This window comes from Streptacidiphilus cavernicola (assembly GCF_042510955.1).
Lineage (GTDB): Bacteria > Actinomycetota > Actinomycetes > Streptomycetales > Streptomycetaceae > Streptacidiphilus > Streptacidiphilus cavernicola.
Genome location: NZ_JBHFAB010000016.1, coordinates 23,398 through 47,665, shown reverse-complemented (window position 1 = coordinate 47,665; position 24,268 = coordinate 23,398). Strand labels below are relative to the sequence as shown.

The 24,268-nt window shown below is 74.2% G+C and carries 18 protein-coding genes; 12 read left to right on the top strand and 6 right to left on the bottom strand.

The window, feature by feature from the left end; all coding sequences use genetic code 11:
* Positions 1-8 precede the first annotated feature (8 nt).
* The 4 genes from ACEZDE_RS21245 (at position 9) to ACEZDE_RS21230 (ending at position 6,596) form a co-directional block, all read left to right on the top strand.
* Positions 9-2,351 carry an outer membrane protein assembly factor BamB family protein gene (locus ACEZDE_RS21245; RefSeq protein ID WP_380538143.1) on the top strand — a complete coding sequence of 781 codons (2,343 nt, stop codon included), beginning with the start codon at positions 9-11 and terminating at the stop codon, positions 2,349-2,351.
* The gene (locus ACEZDE_RS21240; RefSeq protein WP_380538141.1) at positions 2,344-4,353 is read left to right on the top strand and encodes a dynamin family protein; all 2,010 of its coding nucleotides are present in this window, start codon (positions 2,344-2,346) and stop codon (positions 4,351-4,353) included. Before ACEZDE_RS21245 ends, ACEZDE_RS21240 begins: the two co-directional genes overlap by 8 nt.
* Before the next feature lie 47 nt (positions 4,354-4,400).
* Positions 4,401-5,957 carry a dynamin family protein gene (locus ACEZDE_RS21235; protein ID WP_380538139.1) on the top strand — a complete coding sequence of 519 codons (1,557 nt, stop codon included), beginning with the start codon at positions 4,401-4,403 and terminating at the stop codon, positions 5,955-5,957.
* Between the two features lie 201 nt (positions 5,958-6,158).
* Positions 6,159-6,596 (top strand): SPW repeat protein, encoded by a 438-nt coding sequence (locus ACEZDE_RS21230; RefSeq protein ID WP_380538354.1) that lies wholly within the window; start codon positions 6,159-6,161, stop codon positions 6,594-6,596.
* A 108-nt stretch (positions 6,597-6,704) separates the two neighbouring features.
* Here the strand turns inward: ACEZDE_RS21230 and ACEZDE_RS21225 are convergent, their stop codons facing one another.
* Positions 6,705-7,934: a saccharopine dehydrogenase family protein gene (locus ACEZDE_RS21225; RefSeq protein ID WP_380538137.1), complete on the bottom strand. Its 1,230-nt coding sequence runs from the start codon at positions 7,932-7,934 to the stop codon at positions 6,705-6,707.
* 112 nt (positions 7,935-8,046) lie between these two features.
* Here ACEZDE_RS21225 and ACEZDE_RS21220 point away from each other — a divergent pair, with 112 nt between their 5' ends.
* Positions 8,047-8,778 carry a TetR/AcrR family transcriptional regulator gene (locus tag ACEZDE_RS21220; RefSeq protein WP_380538135.1) on the top strand — a complete coding sequence of 244 codons (732 nt, stop codon included), beginning with the start codon at positions 8,047-8,049 and terminating at the stop codon, positions 8,776-8,778.
* Here ACEZDE_RS21220 and ACEZDE_RS21215 read toward each other — a convergent pair.
* Entirely contained in the window at positions 8,742-9,725 is a 984-nt protein-coding gene (locus tag ACEZDE_RS21215) for an FkbM family methyltransferase (protein WP_380538133.1), read from the bottom strand. The two genes, ACEZDE_RS21220 and ACEZDE_RS21215, sit on opposite strands and share 37 nt — an antisense overlap.
* 282 nt (positions 9,726-10,007) lie before the next feature.
* Here ACEZDE_RS21215 and ACEZDE_RS21210 point away from each other — a divergent pair, with 282 nt between their 5' ends.
* The 7 genes from ACEZDE_RS21210 to ACEZDE_RS21180 all read left to right on the top strand — a co-directional run bounded on the left by ACEZDE_RS21210 (position 10,008) and on the right by ACEZDE_RS21180 (position 20,004).
* A complete protein-coding gene (locus tag ACEZDE_RS21210) occupies positions 10,008-10,553 on the top strand; it encodes a hypothetical protein (RefSeq protein ID WP_380538131.1) in 546 nt (181 codons plus the stop codon).
* 10 nt (positions 10,554-10,563) lie between these two features.
* Positions 10,564-12,843, top strand: a complete 2,280-nt coding sequence (locus tag ACEZDE_RS21205) for a glycosyltransferase (protein ID WP_380538128.1) — start codon at positions 10,564-10,566, stop codon at positions 12,841-12,843.
* 7 nt (positions 12,844-12,850) lie between these two features.
* A complete protein-coding gene (locus tag ACEZDE_RS21200; RefSeq protein ID WP_380538126.1) occupies positions 12,851-13,957 on the top strand; it encodes a glycosyltransferase family 4 protein in 1,107 nt (368 codons plus the stop codon).
* Between the two features lie 17 nt (positions 13,958-13,974).
* The gene (locus ACEZDE_RS21195) at positions 13,975-17,829 is read left to right on the top strand and encodes a hypothetical protein (RefSeq protein ID WP_380538124.1); all 3,855 of its coding nucleotides are present in this window, start codon (positions 13,975-13,977) and stop codon (positions 17,827-17,829) included.
* Positions 17,826-18,695 carry a glycosyltransferase family 2 protein gene (locus ACEZDE_RS21190; RefSeq protein WP_380538122.1) on the top strand — a complete coding sequence of 290 codons (870 nt, stop codon included), beginning with the start codon at positions 17,826-17,828 and terminating at the stop codon, positions 18,693-18,695. The genes ACEZDE_RS21195 and ACEZDE_RS21190 overlap by 4 nt, the downstream gene beginning before the upstream one ends.
* A gap of 104 nt (positions 18,696-18,799) precedes the next feature.
* Complete coding sequence (locus tag ACEZDE_RS21185; protein WP_380538120.1) at positions 18,800-19,465, top strand: class E sortase; 666 nt, start codon at positions 18,800-18,802, stop codon at positions 19,463-19,465.
* 35 nt (positions 19,466-19,500) lie between these two features.
* The gene (locus tag ACEZDE_RS21180) at positions 19,501-20,004 is read left to right on the top strand and encodes a GNAT family N-acetyltransferase (RefSeq protein WP_380538352.1); all 504 of its coding nucleotides are present in this window, start codon (positions 19,501-19,503) and stop codon (positions 20,002-20,004) included.
* On the opposite strand, the gene ACEZDE_RS21175 is transcribed toward ACEZDE_RS21180, so the two are convergent.
* Genes ACEZDE_RS21175 through ACEZDE_RS21160 form a run of 4 tightly spaced genes read right to left on the bottom strand, consistent with a single transcriptional unit; the run spans position 19,988 to position 24,268 of the window.
* Positions 19,988-20,866 carry an STM4011 family radical SAM protein gene (locus ACEZDE_RS21175; protein ID WP_380538117.1) on the bottom strand — a complete coding sequence of 293 codons (879 nt, stop codon included), beginning with the start codon at positions 20,864-20,866 and terminating at the stop codon, positions 19,988-19,990. The two genes, ACEZDE_RS21180 and ACEZDE_RS21175, sit on opposite strands and share 17 nt — an antisense overlap.
* A gap of 11 nt (positions 20,867-20,877) precedes the next feature.
* A complete protein-coding gene (locus tag ACEZDE_RS21170) occupies positions 20,878-22,251 on the bottom strand; it encodes an STM4012 family radical SAM protein (RefSeq protein ID WP_380538115.1) in 1,374 nt (457 codons plus the stop codon).
* Positions 22,248-23,066 (bottom strand): STM4013/SEN3800 family hydrolase, encoded by an 819-nt coding sequence (locus tag ACEZDE_RS21165; RefSeq protein ID WP_380538350.1) that lies wholly within the window; start codon positions 23,064-23,066, stop codon positions 22,248-22,250. Before ACEZDE_RS21165 ends, ACEZDE_RS21170 begins: the two co-directional genes overlap by 4 nt.
* Positions 23,067-23,089: 23 nt before the next feature.
* Positions 23,090-24,268, bottom strand: a complete 1,179-nt coding sequence (locus ACEZDE_RS21160) for an STM4014 family protein (RefSeq protein ID WP_380538113.1) — start codon at positions 24,266-24,268, stop codon at positions 23,090-23,092.

The window sequence follows — 24,268 nt, the reverse complement described above, 5'->3', positions numbered from 1 at the left end:
TCCATGTCATGGAGCCGTCCAGCCTCTCCTGGTCCTGGCCGACGGCGGTCTACCTCGACGGCGACACCCTGCTCGTCGGCACCCCGGCCGATCGGCACAAGCGGGTCCAACCCGCCAACTACCGGACCGAGTTCAAGCGGAATCTGGGCCAGGAGACACCGATCCGGCTGGGCGACCGGGAATTCAGCCCGGTCCTGCTGGTGACCGAGGTGCTCCGGGCGCTGCGGGTGGAGGCCGAGCGGGTGTACGGGCGGGGCCCGATCAGCCGGGTCGTGCTGACCATTCCGACCAGCTACGACGGCGACCACAGCCGGCGCTGGGGTCTGATGATCGAGGCAGGCGAGGCGGCCGGGTTCAGCGCGGTGGAGCTGATCTTCGAACCGGTCGCGGCGGCGCTGGAACCGCCCGCGGGCGACCCGTTCGCCGCCGGCGACCTGGTGCTGGTCTACGACTTCGGCGGCGGCACCTTCGACGCCGCCCTGGTCCGCTACGGAGCGGGTGGCGGTAGTCAACGAGTGCTCGGCCACCGCACCCTGGACGACTGCGGAGGGATGGACATTGACGCCGCGGTCTGGGAGTGGCTGCACGACCACGGCCCGGACCGGCTGGCCGCCCTGCTCACCGCCGATCCGGCGGCCGGTTCCGACGCGGCGCTCGCCGCCTTCCGGGCCCGGGTCCAACTGGCCACGCTCGGCGCGCAGATGAAGATCCAGCTGACCGACCGGCCGACCGCGGTCGAGCTGTTCGACCAGATGCTCGAACTCAGGCTCGACCTGGAGACGTTCACCAAGTTCACCGAGCCCATCGTGGCCAGGACCATCCGCTGCTGCGTCGACCTGCTGGCCGCGGCGGACGTCCAGCGGGAGGAGTTGGCCGCCGTCCTGCTGGTGGGCGGGAGCAGCCGGATCCCGATGGTCGCCGCCGCCCTTGAGCGGGAGTTCGCGCGACCGGTCCGCCAGTCCGGCGCGCCCCAGTACGCGGTGCTGCACGGCGCCGCACGGTTCGCCGCGACCGCGCGGCAGCGCTTCGTCCGGCAGTCGGCCGAGGACCCCGGGCTGCGGGCGGTGCGCTGGAGCCTCCCCGGGGACACCGCGACCCTGCTGCGCTGGCAGGTCGGGCCGGGGGAGGCCTACGCCGCGGGCGCGGACGTCGCCGAGGTGCGGCTGACCTCCGGCGCGATCCTCGGCCTGCGCGCCGAGGAGAGCGGCACGGTCCGGGGGCTGCACGCCCGACCGGGCGAGACGGTGGAGTCCGGTGACTGGCTGCTCACGGCCGAACGCGGGTTCCGGCCCTGGCGCACCGGCATCCACGGCGTCTTCGGGACCCCCGCGATCCTCGGGCGGACGGTCGTCACCGCCAGCGGTCCGGGCCGGGTGGACGCGCGGGTGGCCGCGACCGGCGAGCCGCGCTGGCGCTACGACGCCGGCTCCGAGCTGACCACCGCGCCGGTCGCGGCCGACGGCTGCGTCTACCTGGGCGGCAGGGACGGCCGGCTGCACGCGCTGGACGCGGCGACCGGCGCGCCGCGTTGGTCCGTCCGCTACCAGGCGGGCGACGCGGTCTGCACCGTCCCTTCGCTCGCGCAGGGTCTGCTCTGCTTCGGCGCGGAGGACCGCCACCTCCACCTCCTGGACGCCGGGACCGGGGCGGTGCGGCTGAGGATTCCGGTGCAGGCCCGGGTCCGCGGCGCGGTGCTGCGCGACGGGACGGTGCACGCGGTGCTCGGCGACGGCAGGCTGGTCGCCCTGGACGCCGCCACCGGGAAGCAGAAGTGGAGCGTGGCGGGCGCGGTGTCGCGGACCCCGCTGGTCGCCGAGGGATCGGTGTTCGCCTGCTTCGCGGACGGCACGCTGCGCCGGTTGGACGCCGACCTGGGGCACGACCTGTGGCAGCCCCCGCCCACCACCGAGTCGTCGGACGGCGGGTTCCGCGGCAGGCTGGCCCGGGTGCTGCCGACGTCCCCGCCGCTGCTGGCGGCAGAGCCGGAAGCGACCGGGGGAGTCCGGACGGTGCTGCTGGCCACCGGCGACGGCCAGGTGTCCGCCTTCGCGGTCGACAGCGGCGCGTTGGCGTGGCGGCGCAGGGTGGGCGGCCCCGGGGCACGGAGCCTGGCGGTCAGCGACGGGGTGGTCTACCTGGGCTCGTCCGACCACCGGCTCTACGCGACCGAGGCGGTCGGCGCGACCGGCGTGCGCAGCTTCGCCACCGGCGGCGGCATCGAGTCCGCGGCGGCGGTGGCCGACGGCGCGGTCCACGTCGTCTCGGAGGACGGCTACCTCTACGCCCTCGCCGCGGTGACGCTGGCCGGGCCGGAGCCCCGTGCCCACCAGGGCGGGGTCCGGCATGCCTGACTACGACGTACTCCGCGAGCAGACCCTCGCGCTGGTGCCCGAGCTGACCGCCGTCGCCGAGGCCGCCGGGGCGGTGGAGGCGGTGCGCCGACTGGACCTCGCCCGGCAGCGGCTGGAGGACGGACGGCTGACGGTCGTCGTCTGCGGGGAGTTCAAGCGCGGCAAGTCCAGCCTGCTGAACGCACTGTTGGAGGAGCCGGGGCTGTTCCCGGTCGACGACTACTACGCCACCAGCCTGGTCACCACGGTGACGTACGGGTCCGAGGAGCGCGTCACGGTGACGCTCGACGGGGTCGACGGCACCGCCGAGGAGCAACGGCGGGTCGAGCGTGCCGAGTTGGGCGACTACGTCACCGAGGCGGGGAATCCGGGCAACGGCAAGGGCGTCAGGTCGGTCCTGGTCGAGACCCCCAACCCGCGGCTGGCCTCCGGGCTGACCCTGGTGGACACGCCGGGCGTGGGCGGCGTCCATACCGCGCACACCGCGGCCACCACGGCGATGCTGCCGAACGCGGACGTGGTGCTGTTCGTGACCGACGTGGAACCGCTGACGGACAGTGAACTCCGGTTCCTGCGAAGGGCGGCGGTCACCGTGCGGGTGGTCGACGACGAGGACGCCCTGCTGTTCGTGCTCACCAAGATCGACCAAGTCGCCGACTACGGACCGGTACTGGCCGACACCCGGGGCAAGATCGCGGCGGCCACCGGGCGGGCGGAGGACCGGGTCCCGCTGGTCCCGGTCTCCACCCAGGCCAAGCTGAACCACCTGGCCGAACCCGACCAGGGCGACCTGGCCATGAGCAACTTCGCCGAGTTGGAGCGGCTGATCTGGGGCGCGCTGGCCCGGCGCCGGGCCAGGCTGCTGCTCGGCGGCGCGCTGACCGACCTGGACCGCTCGGCGGTGGCGCTGCTGCAGCCGGTCGAGGCCGAGGCCGAGTCGCTGCGCGCCCGGGAGGCCGACGCGATCGAGGCGCTGCAACAGGCGCTGGCCGCGCGGCAGCGGCGGCTGGCCGCGCTGGAGGCGGGGGACGCGGAGTGGCGGCGCACGTTGTCGCGGCGGGTGCGCGACCTCTGCCGCGAGGTCGAGGCCCGGACCCTGGCCGGCCTCGAAGAGGTCTGGCAGCGGCTCGGGGAGGACTACCTGAGCAGCGACGAACTACTGGACGACACCGACCAGTTGCTCAAGACGCTGGCCGAGGACGTCACCGCGGTCCTGGCCGCGGCCGGGAAGCTGCTGGAGGACGGTGCGGCCTCGTTGCAGGGGGAGTTCGAGAAGCAGAACGAACTGGTGCTCGGACGGCCGGAGGTCAGCAGGCTGCCGGAGGCCCCCGCGCCGAGGCTGCCACCCAGGACCCCGCCTGAGCCCAGGCAGCTGAGGGAGCAGCCCAAGGCGGTCATCGGGATGTGGTGGGACGGGTCCAAGAACGGGGTCAGGATCGGCGCGACCCTGGGGACGACCGTGGGGAGGCTGGTCATCCCGTTCATCGTCCCGATTCCCGGGGCGAGTACGGTCATCGGCACCGGCCTCGGGGTCGCGATCGGCGGGCTGGTCGGCAGCGCGGTCGACTTCCACCAGGCGATCAGGGCCGCGCAGCAGCAGGCCAGGGAGGTTCGTCGGACAGACCTGCTGACCGACCTCCAGCCGTGGTACGCGGCGCAGCAGCAGCATGTCCGCCGGGCGGTGGACGCGGCGGCCGACGACCTGGCCGACACGATCGTGGTCGAGCTGGAGAGCAGGATCCTGCAGGAACGGGACAGCGCGGAGGGCGCCGTGCTCCGGGCCCACCAGGCCCGGCACCGCAGCGCGGCCGAAGTCCGAGCACGCGAGCCGGAACTCGCCAACGAACGCGCCCGACTCGACGCCCTGCGCGAGCGGGTGGCGACGCTGTCCCGGTACGTCGCCCGCCTCGCCGCCCCGGAACCACCGCAGCTGGCGGAGAACGCACAAATGGAGGCCGGCGTCACCGGGGCCGTCGTTCCCGGCGAAGGCGGGGAGGGGTGAGCGGGCAGCAGGCCTTTCCGGACGGGGAGGGTGGGCTTCGGGGGCGGGTGGATGCCGCGTTGGGGCGGGCGCTGAGCCAACTGCCCACGGCGGAGCCGTCTCTCGCCGAGGCGCGCCGACTGCTGGCGCAGCGGCGGGAGGAGTTTCCTGAGCCGATGCGGGTGGCGCTGGTCGGCCGAGTCAGCGCGGGCAAGTCGACGCTGGTCAACGCCCTCCTCGGGGAGCCGGTGATGGCCACGGGACAGACCGAGCTGACCCTCAACGTGTGCCGGCTGCGCCACACCCCGACCCCGGAACTGACGATCCATTACCAGGACGGCCGGATCGCTCGCGCCGCCGCCGCGACCGTCGAGGAACTGGCCAACCTCACCGCCCACCACCGGACCGCCGATCCCGCCTTCCTCGCCGCCGTCGACCACGCTGTCTTCGGCTACCCCAGCCCCCGCCTCGCCGACTTCGACCTCATCGACACCCCCGGCCTGGACTCGGTGTTCGCCTCCGACACGGCCAGCACCCTGAGCTACCTCAGACTCCGCGGGCCCGAGCTTGACCCCGATGCCGGTTCCGAGCCCGCGGTCGCCGCCGCTGCCCGGGAACGTGCCAGAAAGGCCGACGCCCTGGTCCATGTCTTCTCCTCGCGCGGCCGGTCGGCCGGTGAGGACGAGCTGCTGCGTGACTTCAAACGTGCCGCGACCGAGCTGACCAGCCCGATCACCGCCATCGGCGCGCTCACCAAGGTCGAGCGCTACTGGCGCCACGACCGCCAGGACGTGCTCGCGGTCGGCCGCACCGTCGCCGACCGGCTGATGCGGGAGGGCGGGGCGAACCGCCAGCTGTATGAGCTGCGCCCGCTGGCCAGCCTGGTCGGCGCCGCCGCAGGCAGCTTCACCGGGCAGGACTTCGCCGACCTCACCGCGCTGGCCACGGACATCACACCGGCGCTGCTGACCAGAAAGGTGGGCTTCGGTCCCGGCTTCGCCGGCGATGCCCTGGACGGGTTCCCGGTGCCCGCGCCCCGTCGGGCGTCACTGCTCGACCGGTTCAGCGCCCACGGCATCACCCTCGCCTGCGACCTGATCCGCCAGGGCATCGACGATCCCGCCGAACTGCGCCGGGAACTGCACGGCCGCAGCGGGATGACCGGCTTCTGGCAGCTGCTGCGGGACCACTTCGTGCTGCGTGCCGACCTGATCAAGCTGCAGAGCCTGATCAGCGAGGCCGACGAACTCGCCGCCAGGTCCGGCGGCGCGGTCGATCCGCGGCTGCGCCGCGCGACCGTCGAGATCACCGAAATGGCTTACCAGGAGCATGCGTTCGACGAACTCACGGTGGTCCGCAACCACTACGCCGGAATGCTCCGGTTCAGCCTGGCCGACGCCGCGGACGCGCTGCGCATCGTCGGCGAGCGCGGCTACTCGGCCGCCCTGCGGCTGGGGCTGCCGTCCACCGCGCCGTCCGAGCAGCTCTCCGTCCGGGCCCGCGAACGCAGTGGCCACTGGGCCGCGTTGGCGATCGACCCGGCGTGCAGTGGCCCGACCCGACGCGCTTGCCGAGTAGTCCAACGAAGCCTGGACGCCCTGATCGCCGCTACCGCGACCGGCTGAACAGGGGGTTCGCGGTGTTCGAGGGCCCGACCGGCGTCGTCGGCATGCGCTCAAGGTCGCCGACATATCGGTGTGTAAAGCCTATATAAGGAGGGAATGGGGCATAGCGGAAGTATCGATGATTGTCGGAAGAAGGCGATCGGTATGGCCCATATCTCGCATCAAGGCCCCGATATCGCGGGACACCCCGACGTGGCGGAAATGCGGGCCCGGTACGCCCGCGTGGACGGCACCCCCAGCGCCGGCGGCCTGGGCGCCGCAGGCAGCCTGACCCTGCTCGTCGGCCTGTGGGCGGCGATCTCCCCGTGGGTCGTCCACTTCGCGCGGACGAACCCCAACCTCCAGACCAACAACCTGATCATCGGCATCGCCCTGGCCGGGCTCGGCCTCGTGTTCACGCTGGCGCCGGAGCGGGTGGCCCAGCTGGCCCCGGTGGTCGCGGCGATCGGCGTGTGGATGATCATCTCGCCCTGGGTGGTCACCCTGGGGCATCGTCCCACTACCGGGATGATCTGGAACAACGTGCTGATCGGCGCCGTCTGCTGCGCCCTCGGGCTGGCAGCCATGGGGATGGGGATGACCGGCCGCCGCGGCCGTGCCGCACCCAGCTCCCCCGTCACTCCCACCACCACGCAGTAACCGCGACAGGAGCCCGCACAGCGGGAACGGCGGTCGGCGGGGCCTGGACACAGGACCCCGCCGACCGCCGCGCTGCGTCGGCCGCCGCCCACCACGGCACCGTGCCCGTCACTGCTCGCGCAGGCCCCAGGGGGAGTCGTAGGCGTTGAGCAGGTCCAGGAAGGGCCGGGCCGGGAAGGCCTCCGGGCCGAGCACACCCGCGCCGGTCCAGGCGCCGGTGGCGACCAGCTCCAGGGCGATCACCGGGTTGATCGCGGTCTGCCAGACCACCGCCTGCGAGCCGTACTCGCGCATCGACCACTGGTTGTCGACCACGTGGTAGAGGTACACCTCGCGCGGCTTGCCGTCCTTGGTGCCCTTGACCCAGGTCCCGGCGCAGGTCTTGCCGTGCATCTTGTCGCCGAGCGTGGCCGGGTCGGGCAGCGCGGCGGCCACCACGTCCCGCGGGGAGACCTGGGCCGGGCCGAGGTCCGTCTTCACGGTCAGCGGCGCGGTGCGGTCCAGGCCCAGCTCGTGCAGGGTCTTCAGCTTGGCGATGAAGTCGTCGCCGAGGCCGTACTTGAAGGTGACCCGCTCGGCGTCCACCCAGCGCGGCACCAGCAGCACCTCCTCGTGCTCGACGTTGACGCACTCGACCGGTCCGATGCCCTCGGGGAAGTCGAACACCTCGGGCTCGCTGAACGGGGCGGTGGTGAACCAGCCGCGGTCCTTCTCGTAGACCACGGGCGGGTTGAGGCACTCCTCGATGGTGGTCCAGATGCTGAAGGACGGCGCGAAGTCGTAGCCCTCGACGGTCAGGTTGGCGCCGTCGCGGATGCCGACCTCCTCGATCTCGTCGAAGAGCTCGTCGGCGGCGTGCCGGGCGAAGACGTCGGACAGGCCCGGCTCCACGCCCATGCCGACCAGGGCCAGCAACCCGGCCTTCTGGTACTCCTCGGCGCGGGCGAACTGGTCGTCGCCGAGCTTGACGCCGCACAGCTCGTGCGGGCGCTCGGGGTGCGGGTAGGACAGCGACATCGCCATGTCCAGGTAGCTCGCCCCGGCCTCCAGCGCCGCGCCGAACAGCGGCAGGACGAAGCGCGGGTCGGTGGCGTTGAGCAGCACGTCGCAGTCGTGCTCCCGCAGCAGTGCGGTGACCGCGGCCTGGTCGGAGGCGTCGACCCGGGCCGCGCTGAAGCGGGAGCCGTCCCGGTCGGAGGCCGTGATCGCGGCCACCGCGGCCTCGGCCCGGCCGAGGTCGTAGTCGGAGACCACCATCTGTGCGAAGAAGTCCCGGCGCGCGGCGATCCGGGTGATCGCGGTTCCCACGCCGCCCGCGCCGACCAGCAGAATCCGCATGGCGTTACATCCTTTTCGTCCGCTCTGAGGGAGATGGGGTAGTCATCACCCTTGATGTCATTCAAGAACGGGGGCAAGCAAAGGTCAACCCTGTTGGCGTAAGCTTGCGGCCATGGCGAAGACCGTGGTCAGGGACGAGCAGCGGAAGCGGCGGCGGCAGACGAAGAGCGGCGAGGTGCTCAGCCATGGGCTGATCATCGAGACCGCGCTGCGGCTGCTGCGCGAGCACGGCGCGCAGGGCCTTTCCGCCCGGCGGCTCGGGCTGGCCCTGGGCGCGGACGCCAGCAGCGTATACCGCTACTTCAGCGGCATGGACGATCTCACCCTGGCCCTGGCGGACGAGCTGATGGGCCGGGCCGTGGCAGGCTGGGAGACGGTCGGCGACTGGCAGGCCGACCTGCGCGACCTGGGGCTGCGGATCCACGCGGCCTACCTCGCGCATCCGCAGGCGGCGGTGCTCACCGCCAGCCGGGTCAGCGGACGCCCGCAGGAGATCGCCGCCGACGAGGCGGTCCTGGGGCTGCTGCGCGGGGCCGGCTTCGCCGACGCGGCGGCGGTGCGGATCTACCACGTCTTCATCGACCAGACCCTGGCCTTCGCCGCGCTGGACGCCGCCTCCCTGGCCCTGCCGGAGGCCGCCCGCCGCGCGGACCAGGAGATCTGGCAGGCCACCTACGCCCGGCTGCCGGAGTTGACGCATCCTCATATCGCGGCCACCGCACAGCTGCTGACGGAGCGGATGAACCTCAGCGCCTATCCGCCCGCCCTGGACATGATGCTCGCCAGCGCCGCCGCCGAACTCGCCGCCTACCGCCTCGCGGCGACCGCGCCCGCCGCCGGCTGACGGCGGGCGCCGCCGCGGGCGGCCCAGGCGGCGGCCACCGCGCGGTGCTCGGGACGGCTGACGGCGACCACGTTGAGCAGCTTGCTGCGGTACTCGGGGCGCAGCAGCGCGTCCGGCGGGCAGACGGTGATCCGGTTCCGCGACTCCTCGATGATGTGGATCTCGTCGTAGCACTCCTCGATCAGCGCGACGAACTCCTCCCCGGTGAAGCCACAGCGGGCCAGTTGCGGGCGGCTGAACTCGATCATCAGGGCGGGCCGGTGGCGGGCCAGCACGCCGCGGGCCCCGCGCAGCGCGTGGCCGTCGTAGCCCTCGACGTCGATCTTGAGGATGTCGAGCGTGGCGAGGTGCGGGCGGGCGGCCAGCAGGGCCGGTACGGCGTCGTCCAGCGCGACCTGCGGCACGGTGTGGTCGCCTGATCCGTCCAGGGTGACCGCGTGCAGCCCGATGTCGCTGCTCAGGCCCAGCCGCACCGTCCCGGCCGTCGGCCCCACCGCGCACTCCTGGAGCAGGACCTCGGCGCGGTGCCGGTCGTCGGTGTTGCCGCGCAGGTTGCGGCGCAGCAGGGCGAGGTTGCCGGGGGCGGGCTCGTACGCGGCCAGCAGGGCTCCGGCCGGGAGCAGCCGGGCGGCGGCGCAGCTGTAGACGCCGAGGTTGGCGCCGACGTCGACCACGCAGCCGCTCCGCGCGCACAGCTCCTCGAACAGATCCAGTTCGAGCCGCTCGTAGAAGCCGCCGTGCAGTCCGGCGGCGATGCTGCTGCTGGCGGTCGGGACCTCCAGCCGCATCCCGCGGAACGCCGCGGTGCCGGTCCCGCTGCCGAGGAGCGGCCGGATCAGCGCCCGCAGCACCGACGCCGCGGTCTCCGAGCGGCTCAGGGCGGTGCCGCCCAGGTAGCGGCGGGCGAGGCCGAGGAGGGCGAAGGCGGCGCGGTCGGGCGTGTCCATGCCGTACTCCAGGGTCGATTTGTCGCTTTCGCCTCATGGTGACCCGGCCGGTCCTGCTTGCCCTGCCCGACACGCGCCCGTCGATGGCTTGTTTGTTCGGCCCATCGGATGATCTTGGACTGCGTACGGGTGACTTGTCCGCAACCTTCTCTTCGCGTCGTCGTCGGCGGGTGAACCACTTCAGGCCTGAGGGCCCGGGGCGTCCGTCCCGGGCCGCCGTGCTGGTCCAGATCACCGGGAAGGTTTCTGATGAAACGTCATGTCCGCAAGCGATGGGCGCGTTTGAGCGTCTCTGCCGTCGTCGCCGCCACCGCGCTGCTCGGCCTCGCCGCCACCCCGGCGATGGCCGGCGCCGTCAGTGCCGGAGGCAGCGGCACCTACCCGCTGCACACCGGCTCGCTCCAGCCCGACAGCAGCACCAACGACCTGCGCCCCGGGTCGTCGCTGGAGGTCACCGGAAGCGGCTTCGTCCCCGGCTCCACGGTCCAGCTCTCGATCCGCAGCCAGGCGATCTCGCTCGGCTCGGTCAAGACCGACGCCTCCGGCTCCTTCACCTGGACGGTAGTGCTCCCAGCCGGACTGGCACCGGGGACGCACGTCCTCTACGCGGTGGGCCCCGACCCCCGCGGCGGAACGCTGGAGGAGACCCTGACCATCGTGGTGGGCAGCGGCGGCCGGGTGCTCGCGCACACCGGCGCCGACGCGGCCCCGGTCGCGGCGACGACCGGCACCGACCCGGCGTCATGGGCGGCCATCGGACTGGGGGCGTGCGCCCTCACCGGCACCGCGGTGCTCGCGACCAAGGCCCGCCGCAGGAAGCACGGTTGAGCCCGAATCGATGAGTAACTCTCAGGTGCGCAGTACCTGCCTGCCCGAGGCCGAGCCCGCTGTCCGACCGTCGCACCCCAGCGGTCGGACGGGGGGCTCCACGGTGATGCCGGCGCTGCTGCTGGCGGCCTCCGGCTGCACGAGCGTGCTGCTGCACGTGCTGGCGGGACGGCTGCTGGGGCCCGCGGACTACGGTGCGCTCGGGGTCGTCCTGGGTCTGGTGGCCACCGTCGGCGTGCCGATGGCCGCCCTGCAGACCCTGTTCGGCGGCCTTGTGGTCCGCTCGGTCGAGCGCGGCGGCGACTGCGACGTCCGACCGCTGCTGCGCCGCGCGCTGGCGACCGCCGCCGCGGTCTGTGCGGTGCTGGCCCCCGGCTGCCGGCCGGCCGCCGCGGCGCTGCACCTCTCCGGCCCGCTGCCGCTGCTGCTGGCGCTGGCCTTCGTGCTGCCCAACACCGCGTGCGTGGTGCTGTGGTCGCGGGTCTACGGCGTCGGCGGCTGGAGCGCGGTGGTGGCCCCCGCGGCGGTGGGCAACGGCGTGCGGCTGCTGGTGGCGGCAGCGGCCCTGCTCTGCGGCGGCGCGGTGAACGCGGTGCTGGCCGCCACCGTCCTGGGCGAGGTGGTGACCGCGCTCCTGCTGCACCGGACGCTGCTGCACCGGACGCTGCGCCGGGACGGGCGGGACGGCGGACGGGACGAACGACGGAACCGTGGGCAGGACGGCGTGCGGGCCGCGGTGCCTGCGCCCGCGGCGGAGTTGGGCGGCGACCTGGATCCTGGCCCCGACGAGGTGCTGGCGCCCGGATGGCGGGCTTCGGGGCGGGCTGTGCTCACCATCGCCGGGCTGGGCGCGCTGACCAGCGTCGACCTGGTCTGCGCCCGGCGCTGGCTGCCCGACGCCGAGGTCGGCAGCTATGTCGCCGGGGCGTTCCTGGCCAAGGCGGTGCTCGGCGCGGCGCAGACCCTGGTGGTGCTGCTGCTGGGACGGCTGGCCTCGGCCGACGCCCGCACCTCGGCTCGGGCGCAGCGGCAGGGGCTGCTCGCCTGCGCGGTGACCGGCACCGCCGTCACCGCCGGGTTCGCGCTGTGCGGCCGGAACCTGATCCCGCTGCTGCTGGGGCCCGGCTATCTGGTCCCGCCGGTGCTGGGGCTGTGGCTCGGCGCCGCCGCGACCCTGCTGCTGATGCTGACCCTGCTGCTGCACAGCCATGTCAGCGCGGGCACCTCGGCCCCCTGGGCCTGGGTCGCGGTGGCGGCGTTCCCGGTGCTGGCGCTGCTGCTGCCGCGGACCGCGGACGGCATCGCCGCGGCGCTGGCACTGTCGGCGGCGGCTGCGGTCGGCATCGCCTACCGGCGGCTGCCGACGGCCGCCGTCCGCGGCGATGCCGCCCGGACGCCCCAGGGGGGAGGTTCCCTGCCCGGGGGCCGTCCGCTCGGGGGCCTGGGCCAGGCGGCCGAGTTGGAGCTGACCATGGTCGTCCCCTACTACAACCCCGGGCCCGCCGTGGTCCGGCACGTCCGTGAACTGCTGCGGGTGCTGGACCAGCACGGCTGCGACTTCGAGGTGCTGGCGGTGTCCGACGGCTGCACCGACTCCAGCGAACTGCTGCTGGCCGAGCTGGTCCACCCCCGGCTGCGCCGGATCGGCTACCCCGTCAACGCGGGCAAGGGCGCGGCGGTGCGGACCGGCTTCGCTCAGGGTCGGGGCCGCTGGCTGGGCTTCATCGACGCCGACGGCGACCTCCCGGCCCACCTGGTGCCGCGGGTCCTGGACGTCGCGCGCGGCGGTGACCTGGACGCCGCGGTCGGCAGCAAGGAACTGGGGCCCGGCGGGACCGGGCCCGACTACGGCGCCGTCAGAAGCCTGTGCTCGCACGGCTACCGGGCGGTGACCCGGGCGCTGTTCCGGCTGCCGGTCGGCGACACCCAGACCGGGCTGAAGGTGTTCCGCCGCGAGGCGCTGGCCGAGGTGCTGCCGCTGTGCCGGGAGAACCGATTCGTCTTCGACCTGGAACTGCTGGCCCTGCTGCACCGGCGCCACTACCGCCGGGTGGCCAGGGTCCCGGTGGAGTTCCACTTCCGCACCAGCAGCACCGTCGGCCCCGCCGCGGTGCTGACCATGCTGCTGGACACGGTGCGGGTCCGCTGGCGGCTGCTCAACTCCGGCGCGGCGGCGCCCCGCCGGTCCGCCGCCCGGTCCGGACGCGGCCTGCCCGCGCCCGCCGCCCATCCGCGGATCTCCGCCGGCCGACTGCTGGAACTGCAGACCGTCCCCGACACCCGGAACTGACGAGGCCATGCGCATCTGCCTGTTCAACTGGAAGGACAGCGCCCACCCGGCCGCTGGCGGAGCCGAGACCTACACCCGGGAGGTGCTCACCCGCTGGGCCGCCGCCGGGCACCAGGTCACCTGGTTCGCCGCCGCCGTCCCCGGCCGCCCGGAGCACGAGCGGACGGACGGGGTGGAGACGGTCCGCCGCGGCAGTCGGCTCGGGGTCTACCGGCAGGCCAGGCACTGGTACGCCGCGTACGGCCGGGGCCGCTTCGACCTGCTGGTCGACGAGGTCAACACCCGCCCCTTCGGCTGCTACCGCTGGAGCGGCGGGACCCCGACGGTGGCGCTGGTGCACCAGGTCGCCCGGGAGATCTGGTCCGCCGAGTTCCCGCCGCCGCTGTCCTGGGCCGGACGCCACCTGGCCGAACCCGCCTGGCTGCGCTCGCTGCGCGGCACCCCGGTGCTGACCGTCTCGCCGTCCAGCCGGGACTCGCTCCGCGACTACGGGCTGACCGACGTCCGGTTGGTGCCCGAGGGGATCACCCGTCGGCCGCGCCCGGCCGTCGGCAGGGAGACCGCGCCGACCATCGCGGTGCTGGGGCGGCTGGCCGAGGTCAAGCAGGTCGACCACGCCGTCGCCGCCTTCGCCCGGCTGCGCCGGGAGCTGCCGGACGCCCAGCTGTGGATCATCGGAGACGGCCCGCTGCGCCGGAGCCTGGAGCGCTCGGCGCCGCCCGGGGTCACCTTCTACGGCCGGGTGGACACCGCCGCCAGGGACGAACTGCTGGCCCGCGCCCATGTGCTGGTGGCCACCTCGCTGCGCGAGGGCTGGGCGCTGGTGGTGGACGAAGCCGCGGCCATGGGCACCCCGACCATCGGCTACGACCGCCCCGGACTGTGCGACTCGGTGCCGGCCGCCCGCGGCGTCCTGGTGCCGCCGGACCCCGCGGCGCTGGCCGCGGCGCTGCTCCGGCACCTGCCCCGGCTGACCGCCGCCTCGGCCGCCGACGGCTGGGAGGGCGGGGCACTGCCCTGGGACGACGTCGCCGAACAGGTACTCAGAACGGCGGTCGAGGCCGCGGCGGTCGGCTCTTTGACGCGCCGTCCGATCCGGGCGGCAGTCCGATGAGCGCGCTGCGGGGATGGTTGACGAAGCGTCAGGATCTATTGCTGCGCTACCTGCTGCCCGCGCTGCTGGGCGCGGTGATGCCGCTGTTCTGGTACCGGCCCGGCCGGTTCTTCGCCACTGGGGACGTCGGGCCGTTCCTGCGCGACTCGCTCGGCGCGGAGCTGGGCAGCGTCTGGGGTCACCAGACCTCCGGGGCGGGCGGGCCCTCCTATGAGATCACCCGGCTGCCCGACCTGGTCCTGATCCGGCTGTGCGCGGTGGTGGGGCTCGGTCCGGCCGCCGCGCAGGCCCTGCTCTACGCGCTGATCCTGGGCGGCTGCGCCGCCGCGACCGCCTATCTGGCCTCGGTCTGGCTGCGCCGCCCGGCCGCCGCGGCTGCGGCCGGGGTGCTTTCGGTCGCCAACGTCTACGTCCTGGTCAGCCTGCTCAACCCGCTGCCGGTGCTCGCCGCGGCGGTGACGGCGGCGCTGGCCGGACAACTGCTGCGGGCCGCGCAGGGCCGGACGATGCGGGCCTCGGTGCTGGGGCTCAGCTCGCTGCCGCTGTGCTACCTGGGGATGAACCCGCCGCTGCTGGCCGTGGTCGCCCTCGGCGCCACCGCCGTCACCTTGGCCGCGGGCCGACTCACCGGCGGGCGGCTGCGTCCGGCCCTGGTGCTGGCACTGCGAGCACTGCCACTGCTGATGCTGCTTCAACTGTGGTGGCTGGTACCTGAGTTGATCACACTTCAGGGAGGCGGCGGAGCTTCCTCGTTCAGCGCGCAGACCAATGTCGCGGCCTGGGCCTGGACCCAGACCCGCAACTCACTGGGCAACATCGTGGCGCTGAACGCCAACTGGGGCTGGAAGTTCTCCGAGTACTACCCCTTCGCACCGGCCATGGACCGGCCCTGGTGGGCCGCGCTGCGCTGGGCCCTGCCGCTGCTGGCCGGGGCCGGGGCGCTGTTCCCGCCCGGCCCGCGCGGATCGCGGCGCGGGCTGCGGCTGCTGGCGGCGGGCGCGCTGGCCCTGGTCCTGCTCTGCAAGGGCCTGCACCCGCCGCTGGTCGGGGTCAACGCCTGGCTGTATGCACACATCCCCGGCATGTGGCTGTTCCGCGAGCCGATGAGCAAGTTCGGCGTGCTGCTGATGCTGCTGATCTGCGTCCTGGCGGGCGCGGCGGTGGAACGGACCCTGGAGGGGCCGCGGTTCGGCCGTGCGGCGGGTGGCTGGCTCGCGTCGGCCTGGCTGCCGTCCGCTCGGGTGCCGTTCGCCCGGCAGCCGTTCGCCCAGCGCCCGTTCGCCCGGCTGCCATTCGCTCGGCTGTCGTCCGCTCAGCGCCGGTTCGCCCGGCTGCCGTTCGGGCCGCGGCGGGTTGCCGGACTGGTGTGCTGTGCCGGGGTGGTGGCGGCTGCGGTCTACCCGTGGCCGCTGTGGACCGGCGCGGTGGTGACCGAGTCCCGCTCGCCGCTGCCGTCCGCCTCGGTGGCGGTGCCCGCCGCCTGGCAGCGCCTCGCGGACCAGGCCAACGCCTCGCCCGCCCCCGGGAAGGTCCTGGAACTCCCCTTGCAGAGCTACTACCAGGTGCTGACCACCTGGGGCTACCACGGTGCCGACACCGTGCCGCAGCAACTCCTGCGCCGCCCACTGCTGCAGCGCCTCCCCGGCGGCTACTTCGACGCCTCGCCGCAACTGGCGGGTCTGATGTCGCTGGCCGAGCACAGCCTGCTGACCGGTGACCCGCGGACCGCACTGGGCGCGCTCCGCGCCCTGGACGTCGACCAGGTCATCGTGCGGCGCGACCTGGTGTCCGCCGCCGGCGACCAGGCTACCGCCGACCCGGTCCGGCTCTCCGCCGGGCTCCGTGCGCTGCCCGGCGCCCGACTCGAACAGGCGGCCGGGGTGGCCGACCTGTACCGGCTCCCGGCGGCCGGGCCGCCGCCCGCCGCGCTGAGCTTCGACGACCCGCCCGACCCGGGTGCCGTCGCCGCCGCTGTGGCGGGCCGCGGTGCCACCACCGACGACCCCACCGTTCCGGTCAGTTCGGCGACGATCGCGCTGGCCGACACCACCGCGCACCCGTTCACGCTCGACCGGACCGGCGGCTACCGCGTGGCCGTCGACGGCACGGCCGGCACCGGCTATGTGATGACCGCCCCGTCCCCGGCCACTGGCAACCGGGCCGCTCTGGTCCCGGGACCGCGGCTGGAGTTGGACGGCACGCCGCTGACTGCGGACCGGGCCGCGCCGCTGCCGGTCGGCCCGGCCGGGTCCTCACCCGCGGCGCTGCTGGTCGGCGGAACCCCGCTGCCCTGGCGCGACGGCGCGCCGCTGACGCTGCGTCCGGGGGCGGCGGTCGGCGTCGTCGTCGCCGGGCGGGACCTGACCGCCCCGCCGAGCGGCCAGTCCACCGGCGGCTGCGGCGCGGCCCCGGACGACCGGGCCACCCGGGACCGGACCGGCGCCTGGACCGTGCGGGCGACCAGCGGCACCGCCTGCGTCCGGATGCCGCTGCGGGCCGCTCCCGGCGTCCGGCTGGTGTCGCTGACGCTGCGTTACCGCACCGTCTCCGGTGTCGGGCTGCGGCTCTGCCTGTGGCAGCAGGGCCCGAACCGCTGCGCGCTGGCGACCCAGCTCGCCGCCGCGCCCGGCTGGCGGACCTGGACCGGGGTGGCCCGGATCGGCGCCGGGGTGACCGCGCTGTACGGATACGCCGATGCGTCCCCGGGCGGGGGAGACCCCGGCGAGGTCGCGTTCGCCGACCTCCGGGCCCAGGCGCTGGTCCCGGACCGCACCGTCACCGTGCCCGCGACCCCCGCCGCGGCGCTGACCTGGCAGGCGACCGCCGGTCCGCACCGGTTGCAGGCGCTGCCGGCCGTCACCGCCGCACCGTTCGGCGGCTTCACCGGACTGCAGGACTGCGCCCGGCGTGACTCCCGCACTCCGCGCCAGGTCGGCCTGGTCGCCGCGCTGTTGCCGGACCAGGGGGTGCACCTGGAGGCTCGCGACCACGCGGCCTGCGTCACCACCTCGGCGGATACCCCCGCCCCCGGCACCGACTACCGGCTCCACCTGCGCTACCGCACCGTGCGGGGCAGCCCGGCCCGGATCTGCCTGTGGGAGGCGGGCCCTGACCGCTGCGCTGATGAGCTGCCCGCGCTGAGCGACAGTTCCGCCTGGAACACCCTGGACACCACGCTGGCACTGCCCGCCGGGACCCGCGGGCTGACCCTCTACCTCTACGCGGACGGGCAGGACGCCGGGACCACCGCGGTCGAGTACGACCAGGTCGGGCTGGCGCCGACCCTCCCGTCCGCGGCGGTCCGGATCACGCCGACCGCTCCGGGCAGCCCGACCGCTCCGGGAAGCCTGACGACTCCGGGCAGCCTGACCGCTTCCGGTGGCTCGACCGCCGTCGCGCACCCCGCCGTGGTCCGTGCGAGCGGACCGCGTGCCCTGCGGGTGACCGGGCTGGACGGGACCGCGCTGGTCGCCTTCCCCGACGCCTTCGACTCCCGCTGGACCCTGGCCGGACTGCCCTCCGGCTGGACCGCGCGTCCGCTGGAGATCGACGGCTTCCGGCAGGCGTGGCTGGTCACCGGCCACGGCTCGGCGGACCTGACCGCGGAGTTCGGCCCCGACCGGTGGTGGCACCCGGCGCTGGCGCTGTCCGGCGCGGCCCTGCTGCTCGCGCTGGCGCTCATCCTGCCGTGGAGGCTGCGGCGGCACCTGCGGCGGCCGTGGCCGCGTCTGCCGCGGGGGCCGCTGTCGCTGCCGCCGCGGCTGTTCCCGCGCCTCCCGCGTCGCGGCCATCCGCCCGTCGCCGTTCCCCGGCCGCCGCAGCCCGCCGACGGCCCGACCGTACCCGCCCTCTCTCCCGGAGCAGACCGATGACCACCGCCGCCGTGCCTCCCCGAATCTCCGTGGTCGTGCCCACCCGCGACCGCAGGGACCAGGTGCGGCGCCTGCTCGACTCGCTGACCGCCGGGCCCGACCGGGCCGGGGTGGAGATCGTCGTCAACGACGACGTCCGCTCGGCCGAACCGCTGGAGCCGCTGATCGAGGACTACCGCCGACAGGGTGTCACCGTGACGCTGCTGCACGACAACCCGACCAGGGCCGCGGGCCGACGCCGCGGCACGGCGCGGGCAGGCGGCGGCATCGTGCTGCACCTGGACTCGGACATGACGGCGCAGCCGGGGCTGCTGGAGGAGTGCGGCGCCCTGCTCGCCGACCCCCGCTACGACGCCCTGGTGATCCCTGAGATCTCGGTGGGCGAGGGCTTCTGGGCCCGCTGCAAGGTGCTGGAGAAGCGCTGCCAGGACGGCGATCCGCTGCTGCAGTCGCTGCGCTGCCTGCGCCGCTCCCTCTACGACCAGGTCGGCGGCCATGACGAGGCACTGGTCTGGGCCGAGGACAAGGACCTCGACCTGCGGGTCCGCGCCACCGGCGCGCGGGTCGCCGGCACCACCCGCGCGCTGCTGCACCACGAGGGCGACATCACCCTGCGCGGGACCATGCGCACCAAGGCCCACTACGCCCATACGGCGGGGCTGTTCGCGGCCAAGCACCCGGCGGCGTTCGCCGCGCAGGCCAGTCCAGGGCGTCTGCTCGGTCTGGCCCGGCAGGGCTGGCGGCTGAGCCGGGACCCGGTGCTGGTGGCCGGGTTGGTGCTGCTCAAGAGCTGCGAGTACCTGGCGGCCGGCAGCGTCCTGCTGGCGCAGCGGCTGCGGACGGCGGGACGGGGGCGGCGGGGGTGAGCGCTCACTCGCTGGGGTCGTGGGTGAGTGCCTTGTGGCGGCGGTGGTTGGTGAATGCTCACTCACTGCGATCCTGGCTGAAAGCCCCCCGGCGGAGGTCGTGGGTGAATGTTCACTCACTGCGGCGGCTGGCCTGGCCCTCGGTGGTGCTGACCGGGATCGGCGCGGTGGTCTGCGGGCTGATCTCGGCCGCGGGCCCCGGCACCCCGGCCGGTGACGGCGGCGGCACCCCCGCGCTGTCACCGACCGGCCCGCCGCCGGTCGCCGCACCGGCCCCGCCGCCCGGCGCGCCGCCGGTGCCGCCCGCAGGGCAGATCCTCGGCACCATCACCATTCCGCACCTGCGTGCGCTGGGACACCCCTACCACTTCACCATCAGGCAGGGCGTGGACAAGGCCACGGTCCTCGACAGCGGCGCGGTGGGCCACTACGACGACACCCAACTGCCGGGAACACCAGGGAACTTCGGCCTGGCCGCGCACCGCAACACCCACGGCGAGCCGTTCCGCTGGATCAACCGGCTGGCCGTGGGCGACACCGTCCTGGTGGACACGCCGCACGACGACTACCGCTACGTACTGGACCGGGAACTGCCGCAGACCACCGAGCAGGACTACGCGGTGCTCGACCCGATCCCGGCCCAGGGCGGCTACCGCAGCGTCGGCCAGTACCTCACCCTGACCACCTGCACCCCCGAGTTCACCTCGGAGTACCGTCTCATCTGGTGGGGGCACCTGGTCTCCCGCACCCCGACCGCTCCTCTGAGATGATCGGGAAACGGGAGGCACAGATGGCGACGGTTCCGATGGAAGTAAGGCTGCGGCCGGTGGAGGACGCCGACCTGCCGGTCTTCTTCGCCCAGATGAACGACCCCGAGGCGCTCCGGATGGCGGCGTTCACCGCTGAGGACCCGTCCGACCGCACCAGGTTCGAGGAGCACTGGGCCCGGATCCGCCAGGATCCGGCGATCGTCATGCGCGCCGTCGTCAGTGGCGGCGGCGCTGTCGACGGCAGCGACGGAAACGGCGAGATCCTCGGGCACGTCGCGGTATACGGTCCGCCGGAGGAGCGCGAGGTCACCTACTGGATCGAGCGGCAGTACTGGGGCCGGGGAGCGGCGACCTCCGCCCTGCGGCAACTGCTCGGCATCGTGCCGGAGCGCCCCCTGCACGCCCGCGCGGTCGCGGACAACCTTGGCTCGCTCCAGGTCCTGCGCAACTGCGGCTTCACGGTCACCGGCACCGACCGCGGCTACGCGAACGCCCGCGGCGAGGAGGTCGAGGAACTGCTCCTCACCTTGCTGCGCTGAGACCCCGGCCAGGAGTCTCCTGCCGGCGCGGGATCCGCTCCAGCACGCCGCCGGCGAAGACGTCGTAGAGCGGGAGCGACTCCAGGTGGACGTAGCCGATGTGGCAGTCGCACACGGCGAGCGGGCAGCCGCGGGGGCGCAGCGCCGCGCGGTAGCTGCCGTCGTAGAGGTTGCCCAGCGGCTCCTTGACGAAGTGGCAGCGGCGGACCGTGCCCTCGCCGTCGACCGAGACCACGGACTCGCCGGTGCGGCAGGGCCGCCCCGCGCTGGCGTGCGGGTGGCGGCTGAAGTGGAACAGCGGGTCCAGGGCGGTCCACTCGGCGGCCTCGGCGTCGGTGTAGTGGTGGCCCTCCTTGGCGTTGACCCACAGATAGACCTGGTCGGCCAGGTCCGCCCGCATCCGCCGGGCCGGGTCCAGGTGGGCCGGGTCGCCGACCACGCCGACGCTGTAGCGGACCGCGCGGGCGTCCAGTTCGCGGCACTTGGCCAGGAACCGCTCATGGCTCACCTGCCCCGGGTGGTACGTGGTCCACAGTGCGAGGACGGCCGGGTCGGCCTGCTCGGTCCAGGAGGTGCGGTGGCTCAGATTGGTCTGCACGGCGACCCGTGCGACCTGCGGCAGTCTGCTGAGTTCGGCCAGCGTCCGCCGGTACCAGGAACGGGTCAGGCACTCGCCCCAGGGGGTGAACAGCAGCGAGAGCCGGTCCTCCCGCTGCCCGCGGACCCAGTCGGCGAAGCGGTCGAGGGCGGCGCGGTCGGCGGTGAGCTGCTCCCGGCTGTCACGGCGCTTGGCGAAGGGGCAGTACGGGCAGTCGTAGTCGCAGGAGGCCAGCGGGCCGCGGTAGAGAAGCGTCAGATCCATCGCGGCGCCGCCTACTTGGCCGCGTAGGCGGTCATCGCGGTGGCCACCTGGGCGGAGAAGAAGCCGGGGCCGACGGCGTCGGAGTGCGCCAGGCCCTCGGCGGTCAGCCGCAGGCCGGTCGACCCGCCGTCAGACGTGCCGCCGCCGCCGGACCCCGACCCGCCGTCGGCCAACCAGCCGCGGTCGTGCAGTCGTTCCAGGCCCTCGGCGAAGTCGTCCTCGACCCTGGTTCCGAACCGGTCCCGGTAGGCGCCGGTGTCCAGCCCCTCGGCTTGCAGCAGCGACTGGATCAGGTGCCGCCGCCGTGCCTCCGCGCCGTCCATCGCCCAGCCGACCTCGGCGCGGTCGAAGTCCTCGGCCGGGCGCGCGACATAGTCGTCGATGATGCCGCGGATCTCGGACATCGACACCGCGTAGTCGAAGGAGTAGTGCAGCGCCCCGGTGTAGGAGCGGGCGCCGCAGCCCAGGCCGATCATGCCGTCGGTCTGGCAGCAGTACTCGGTGCCGCCGGCCTGCGCGGCCGAGGCACGCCGGAACATCCGCATCGACACCTGCTGGTAGCCGTTGGCCAGCAGGTGGTCCCGGCCGCTGCGGTAGAGCGCGAGCCGCTGCGCGTCCCAGGCATCGTCCGCACCGGCTGCATCCCGTTCGCGGCGGGCCAGGCCGGTCAGCGGGCGGACGTAGAGCGGGTAGAGGTACAGCTCCTCGGGCTCCCAGGCCAGGGCGGCGTCCAGGGAGCGCCGCCAACTGGCCTCGGTCTGGCCGTCGATGCCGTAGATCAGGTCGAGGTTGAGCACCGGTATCCCGGCCGTCCGGACGTGGCCGATGGCCGCCTCGACGTCCTGGCGCCGCTGCGGCCGGACCGCGGCGCGGGCCTCCTCCTCGACGAAGCTCTGCACACCGAGGCTCAGCCGGGTGGCGCCGCGCGCGGCCAGCACCGCCATCCGGTCCGCGGTGGCCGTGGACGGGGAGGCCTCCACCGACAGCGGGATCGCGGTCAGGTCCGCGCCGGTCCGCGACTCGACGATGTCGCAGAGACGTTCCAGCTCCGCCGCGGTGAGGAAGGTGGGGGTGCCGCCGCCGAACGCGGCCTGGGCGAACCGCGCCTCGGGGCCGAGCGCGGCGGAGACCCGGGCGGCCTGCCGGTCCAGCGCGTCCAGGTAGGCGGTGGTCAGTCCTTCGGGGGCGCCGATCCTGGTGAACAGGTTGCAGAAGCCGCAGCGGACCTCGCAGAACGGGATGTGGGCGTAGAGCGACAGCGCGTGCTTGGGCTCCACCGCCCAGAGGTCCGTGAGCAGCGGACGCGGTTCGAGCGGCCGGTAGGCGGTCTTGTGCGGGTAGGCGTAGACATAGCTCTGGTAGGGGCTGTCCGACGGGCTGTTCATCGGCTGCTTTCCTCGGCGGGGATGGTGAAGTGGGCGTAGGGGACGGTCCAGACGACCTCGTGGCCGATGCGGTGGCCGGTGTAGCCGTCCTCGCCGTAGGCGGTGCCGTGGTCGGCGCAGACGATCGCGAAGCAGGGGCGGCGGCGCCGCATCGCCGTGAACAGCCGCGGCAGGTGCCGGTCGACGTACTCCAGCGCGGCGGCGTGCGAGTCGCGGTCGTCCCCGTGTTCGCGGGTGGCCCCGGACAGGTGGAACCAGTTGGGCTGGTGCAGCGCCGAGGCGTTGACGAACAGCAGCAGCGGCTGCCCGGCCGGCTGCTCGGCGCAGACCCGCTCGGCGACCGCGACCTGGGACTCGAACGAGGTGGGCGACGCCACGCCCAGCTCCGGCGACCAGTGGCTCTCCTGGAACAGGCCGGGCAGCACCGAGCCGAGCGGGCCCTGCTTGTTGAAGAAGCCGACGCCGCCGACGCAGACGGTGCGGTAGCCGACCGCGGCCAGCCCGGAGACCAGGTCGGGGGTGTCGTAGACGAAGGTGGTGCCCGCGGTGCTCTCGCTGCCGGCGAAGCTCGCCGCGAACAGCCGCGGATGCGGACCGCCCGGGTCGGCCGGGGTCGGCAGGAAGCCGGCCAGGATGGCCTGGTGCGAGGCGTAGGTGAAGCTGCCCGGGGCGTGCCGCCGTTCCCAACCACCGCTTGGTAGAACCGAGTTGAGATTCGGCGTGCGTCCGGCGGCGGCGAGCTCGACAGCCACGTCGTAGCGCAGTGTGTCGAGGGTGAGCAGCAGGATGTCATGGCTGCCGACGATCGCCCGCATGTCGACCTCGGGGGAGGCGGCCATCAGTTCCCTCCTTCGGCCGAGGCCGCGGCCACGGACGCCGCCCGGACGGTTCCGGCGTCGAGCACGGCGGCCACGAAGGCGGCGTAGGTGTCCTGACCCTCGGCGCCGCCGCCGGGCAGGCCGGTGAGCCGGGGCAGCAGATCGCCGAAGGCGTTCACCTCGCCGACGGCGTGCCGGCGCCAGACGACGGAGGGCAGCACGTCCACGGCCACGTTCGGGCTGTGCGGGAAGCAGTGGGCCGCCTGCTCGCAGGTGTCCAGGATCCGCTGCCACTCGGGCCCTGCGGCCCGGCGGGACCGGTCCAGGTCGCCGCGGGCGCCGCCGAGGTGGAGGTTGGTGATCGGGTGCCGGCTGGTGCGCAGCAGGGCGTGTGTCGCCCGGCCCGCCGTCACCACCACCCGCAGGTCGGCGGGACGGCCGTGCTGGGCAGCCTTCGGCAGCCAGCGCTCGATCTGCAGCGGCTCGCCCGCCAGCGCGTCGAACAGCGCCCGCAGGTCTGCCTCCTCGGTGTAGCGGCGGACCCGTAGCGAGTTGTAGAGGTGCACCGCGCCGTCCCGGTGCACGAGTTCGGCGGAGGTGGTGGCCATCGCCCGCCCGCGCGGGCCGAGTTCCAGCGCGACCACCCCGGAGCCGGAGGAGCCGTGCGCGGGCTTGACGAAGACCCGCGGCATCGCCGCTCGGACCAGCCGGGCCCGCAGGTCCTCCCAGCCCGCCACCGCTTCCGCGCCCTGGTCCAGTACCGGCGGCACCGGGACGCCGGCCGCGCCGAGCAGGGCGTGGGTGCGGCGTTTGTCGAACATGGCGGCGATCTCGTCCGGGTGCCCGAGCAGGGTGCAGCCCGGGGTGGCCGCCGCCGCGGCGTCCAGCGAGCGCAGCGCGGCGGTGAACCGCCGGTGCCACGCCGCCCCGCCCTCCACCCGGGCCGGATCCCAGCCAGGACCGAGTGCGTCTCCGCGCAGCAGCCGGTCGACCCGGTCGTCCTCGCCCGGTGAGTCGATCCGCAGCAGCACTCCCTCGGGCAGGGTGTACTCCCCGCGCAGCACGTCCAGCCAGGGGAGCACCGCGGGCGCGGGACAGCCCGCGGCGCGCACCGCCGCGTCGAACATGGCGACCCGTCGGCTCCCCGGATTGCCGACCACCGCGAAGCGGGTGCCGGTCGCCGGGTCGGCTGACCGCAC

What these genes read in the sequence shown, in the direction of transcription:
- ACEZDE_RS21245 (WP_380538143.1), top strand. Translation starts at nt 9, where the DNA reads ATGGAGCCGTCCAGCCTCTCCTGGTCCTGGCCGACGGCGGTCTACCTC.
- ACEZDE_RS21240 (WP_380538141.1), top strand. Translation starts at nt 2,344, where the DNA reads ATGCCTGACTACGACGTACTCCGCGAGCAGACCCTCGCGCTGGTGCCC.
- ACEZDE_RS21230 (WP_380538354.1), top strand. Translation starts at nt 6,159, where the DNA reads ATGCGGGCCCGGTACGCCCGCGTGGACGGCACCCCCAGCGCCGGCGGC.
- ACEZDE_RS21225 (WP_380538137.1), bottom strand. Translation starts at nt 7,934, where the DNA reads ATGCGGATTCTGCTGGTCGGCGCGGGCGGCGTGGGAACCGCGATCACC.
- ACEZDE_RS21220 (WP_380538135.1), top strand. Translation starts at nt 8,047, where the DNA reads ATGGCGAAGACCGTGGTCAGGGACGAGCAGCGGAAGCGGCGGCGGCAG.
- ACEZDE_RS21215 (WP_380538133.1), bottom strand. Translation starts at nt 9,725, where the DNA reads ATGGACACGCCCGACCGCGCCGCCTTCGCCCTCCTCGGCCTCGCCCGC.
- ACEZDE_RS21205 (WP_380538128.1), top strand. Translation starts at nt 10,564, where the DNA reads ATGAGTAACTCTCAGGTGCGCAGTACCTGCCTGCCCGAGGCCGAGCCC.
- ACEZDE_RS21200 (WP_380538126.1), top strand. Translation starts at nt 12,851, where the DNA reads ATGCGCATCTGCCTGTTCAACTGGAAGGACAGCGCCCACCCGGCCGCT.
- ACEZDE_RS21190 (WP_380538122.1), top strand. Translation starts at nt 17,826, where the DNA reads ATGACCACCGCCGCCGTGCCTCCCCGAATCTCCGTGGTCGTGCCCACC.
- ACEZDE_RS21180 (WP_380538352.1), top strand. Translation starts at nt 19,501, where the DNA reads ATGGAAGTAAGGCTGCGGCCGGTGGAGGACGCCGACCTGCCGGTCTTC.
- ACEZDE_RS21175 (WP_380538117.1), bottom strand. Translation starts at nt 20,866, where the DNA reads ATGGATCTGACGCTTCTCTACCGCGGCCCGCTGGCCTCCTGCGACTAC.
- ACEZDE_RS21170 (WP_380538115.1), bottom strand. Translation starts at nt 22,251, where the DNA reads ATGAACAGCCCGTCGGACAGCCCCTACCAGAGCTATGTCTACGCCTAC.
- ACEZDE_RS21165 (WP_380538350.1), bottom strand. Translation starts at nt 23,066, where the DNA reads ATGCGGGCGATCGTCGGCAGCCATGACATCCTGCTGCTCACCCTCGAC.